Source organism: Acidovorax sp. KNOB132, assembly GCF_057541515.1.
In genome coordinates this window covers 1-3,145 of record NZ_BAAJYT010000343.1, presented here as the reverse complement: position 1 = coordinate 3,145, position 3,145 = coordinate 1, and the positions used below count along the sequence as shown (strand labels likewise).

Below are 3,145 nucleotides of genomic sequence, written 5' to 3'. Positions count from 1 at the left end.
GGCGCTGCCGCCCGACGAGCCGCCCGGCACGCGGCTGGCGTCCCAGGGGTTGCGCACCGGCGCGGGCGCATCGAAGCCCACCGGGGCCACGGCGGAGTTCTCGTTGGCCGAGCCCATGGCGAACTCGTCGCAATTGAGCTTGCCCAGCGTGACGGCGCCGGCCTGGGCCAGTTGGCCGACCACGGTGGCGTCGAACGGCGACTGGTAGCCGGCCAGCATCTTCGAACCGGCCGTGCTGGGGAAGTCGCGCGTGACGAAGATGTCCTTGTGGGCGATGGGCACGCCGGCCAGCGGGCCCGCCGTGCCGGCCGCGATGGCCGCGTCCTGCGCACGGGCCTGCGCCAGGGTGGCTTCTTCGTTCACGGCGACGTAGGCGCCCAGATTCTGGTGGGCGGCGGCGCGCGCCAGGAAGTGCTGGGCGGCTTCGACGGCGGAGACGCGGCGCTCGCGCAGTTCGGTGGCCAGGGCGGCCACGCCCAGATCGTGCAATGCGGTGGTGGAGTGAGTGATCATCGGGGCGCCCTCATTCGATCACCTTGGGCACCAGGAACAGGCCGTTCTCCACGGCCGGCGCGCTGCGCTGGTTGGCTTCGCGCTGATCGGGTTCGCTGGCGATGTCCTCGCGCAGGCGCAGGGCCACGGCCTGGACGGCGGCGACCGGGTGCGCGAGGGGGGCGATGCCGGTAGTATCCACAGCCCGCATCTTCTCGACGATGCCGAAGAAACCGTTGATCTGCGTGAGCATGCGCTCACTGTCGTCCGAACTCAATTCGAGCCGCGCCAGATTGGCGATGCGACCGATGTCCTGGGGTGTCAGTGCCATAGGGGAAGGGGGGTGGGAAACCGGATGTAAAGCTGAAATCCGGGCCATGCCGGAGGGAGTTATTCACAGGGGATGCGGTATTATCCCGGCTTTGCCGCAATACCCTCCCAACTGCCGGTCATTGTGCGAAAAAATCCAATAAACACCCCCTAATATCACCCGGCGATGGCAGGCCGACGTGCATGCCGTGCCTGAGAGGATTTTTGAATGTTCGGAGCTTTCCGTCGGTACTTCTCCACCGACCTTGCGATTGACCTTGGCACCGCCAACACCCTGATTTTTGCCCGCGACAAGGGCATCGTGCTCGATGAACCCTCGGTCGTCGCCATCCGCCACGAAGGCGGCCCCCACGGAAAGAAAGTCATCCAGGCCGTCGGCCGCGAAGCCAAGGCCATGCTGGGCAAGGTGCCCGGCAACATCGAAGCCATCCGTCCGATGAAGGACGGGGTGATCGCGGATTTCGTGATCACCGAGCAGATGATCAAGCAGTTCATCAAGATGGTGCACCCCCGCACCCTGCTCACCCCCAGCCCCCGCATCATCATCTGCGTGCCCTGCGGCTCCACCCAGGTGGAGCGCCGCGCCATCAAGGATGCGGCCGAGGCCGCCGGTGCCACCGCGGTGTACCTGATCGAAGAGCCCATGGCCGCCGGCATCGGCGCCGGCCTGCCGGTCTCCGAAGCCTCCGGCTCCATGGTGGTCGACATCGGCGGCGGCACCACCGAGGTGGGCGTGATCTCGCTGGGCGGCATGGTCTACAAGGGCAGCGTCCGCGTGGGCGGCGACAAGTTCGACGAGGCCATCATCAGCTACATCCGCCGCAACTACGGCATGCTGATCGGCGAGCCCACGGCGGAGGCCATCAAGAAGAACATCGGCTCGGCCTTTCCCGGCTCCGAAGTGCGCGAGATGGAAGTCAAGGGCCGCAACCTCAGCGAAGGCGTGCCGCGCAGCTTCACCATCTCCAGCAACGAGGTGCTGGAGGCGCTCACCGACCCCCTCAACCAGATCGTCTCCGCCGTCAAGAACGCGCTGGAGCAAACGCCCCCCGAATTGGGTGCCGACATCGCCGAGCGCGGCATGATGCTCACCGGCGGCGGCGCCCTGCTGCGCGACCTGGACCGCCTGCTGGCCGAGGAAACCGGCCTGCCGGTGCTGGTCGCTGAAGACCCCCTGACCTGCGTGGTGCGCGGGTGCGGCATTGCGCTGGAGCGCATGGACCGCCAGGGCAGCATCTTCACGAGCGAGTGACACGCCCGGCCCTGGCGCGAAGCCGGGGCCCTGGAAAAAGACATGGATCAACCGCTGGCCGTCCTCCTTCCGCTCCTGCCGGGCGTGCAGGGCTGCGGGCGGGCCACCGCTGCCGCGCACTTGGCGCCGCCCCCGGCCGCTGCCTGGCCGGTTGTCGCCTGATCCCACGGCCTGCCTGCCCATGCCCCTCGGTACGCTCGAACGGTCCGCGCCGCCCTTCTTCAAGCAAGGGCCCTCGCCGCGCTCCCGACTTGCCCTCTACAGCGCCCTGGCGCTGTTTTTGATGGTGGCGGATGCCCGGTTCCAGGTGACCGATCCGCTGCGCAAGGCCGTGGCCGTGGCGCTCTACCCGCTGCAGTGGACCATGCTGCAGCCGGTGGAGTTCGCCGCCAAGGGGGCGGGCTACTTCCAGTCGCTGCAGGTGGCCCAGGCCGATGCCGACACGGCCCGCCGCAACATGGCGCAGATGTCCGAGCGCGCCAACCAGGCCGAGCAGCTCTTGCAGGAGAACGCACGGCTGCGCAAGCTGCTGGAGTTGCGCGAGCGCCTGACGACGCCGTCGCAGGCCGCGCAGGTGATCTACGACGCCGCCGATCCCTACACCCGCCGCGTGATGATCGACCAGGGCCAGGTGGCGGGCGTCGAACTCGGCTCGCCGGTGATGGACGAGTCCGGCATGCTGGGCCAGGTCACCCGCGTGCACCCGTTCCTGAGCGAGGTGACGCTGCTCATCGACCGCGACCAGGCCATTCCCGTGATGAACCTGCGCACCGGCGCGCGCAGCGTGGCCTATGGTGATCCGGTCATCGCCCACGGCGGCGGGATGGAGCTGCGCTTCATGCCCGGCAATGCCGACGTGCAGGAAAACGACCTCCTCACCACCAGCGGCGTGGACGGCCTGTATCCGCCGGGGCTGCCCGTGGCCCGTGTGGTGCGGGTGGAGCGGCGCGCCGACTCGGCCTTCGCCCGCATCTACTGCGCGCCGCTGGCGCAGGTGAACGGCGCGCGCCACGTGCTGGTGCTCAAGCCGCTCACGGCCGACCTGCCGCAGCGCCCCGCGCCTGCGCCCGC

The 3,145-nt window shown here is 68.8% G+C and carries 4 protein-coding genes; 2 read left to right on the top strand and 2 right to left on the bottom strand.

Features of this window, described 5'->3' with window-relative positions; all coding sequences use genetic code 11:
• On the bottom strand, positions 1-513 hold a 513-nt coding region (locus AC27IO_RS22175; RefSeq protein ID WP_498740791.1), incomplete at its 3' end, for an amidase family protein.
• A 10-nt stretch (positions 514-523) separates the two neighbouring features.
• Positions 524-823, bottom strand: a complete 300-nt coding sequence (gatC, locus tag AC27IO_RS22170) for an Asp-tRNA(Asn)/Glu-tRNA(Gln) amidotransferase subunit GatC (protein ID WP_284394626.1) — start codon at positions 821-823, stop codon at positions 524-526.
• 207 nt (positions 824-1,030) lie between these two features.
• Between gatC and AC27IO_RS22165 the strand changes: the two genes are divergently transcribed.
• Complete coding sequence (locus tag AC27IO_RS22165; protein ID WP_092745880.1) at positions 1,031-2,074, top strand: rod shape-determining protein; 1,044 nt, start codon at positions 1,031-1,033, stop codon at positions 2,072-2,074.
• 181 nt (positions 2,075-2,255) lie between these two features.
• The coding region (gene mreC, locus AC27IO_RS22160) for a rod shape-determining protein MreC (protein ID WP_498740788.1) at positions 2,256-3,145 on the top strand (890 nt) is incomplete at its 3' end.

Coding starts and splice junctions, on each gene's coding strand:
- gatC (WP_284394626.1), bottom strand. CDS start 823: ATGGCACTGACACCCCAGGACATCGGTCGCATCGCCAATCTGGCGCGG.
- AC27IO_RS22165 (WP_092745880.1), top strand. CDS start 1,031: ATGTTCGGAGCTTTCCGTCGGTACTTCTCCACCGACCTTGCGATTGAC.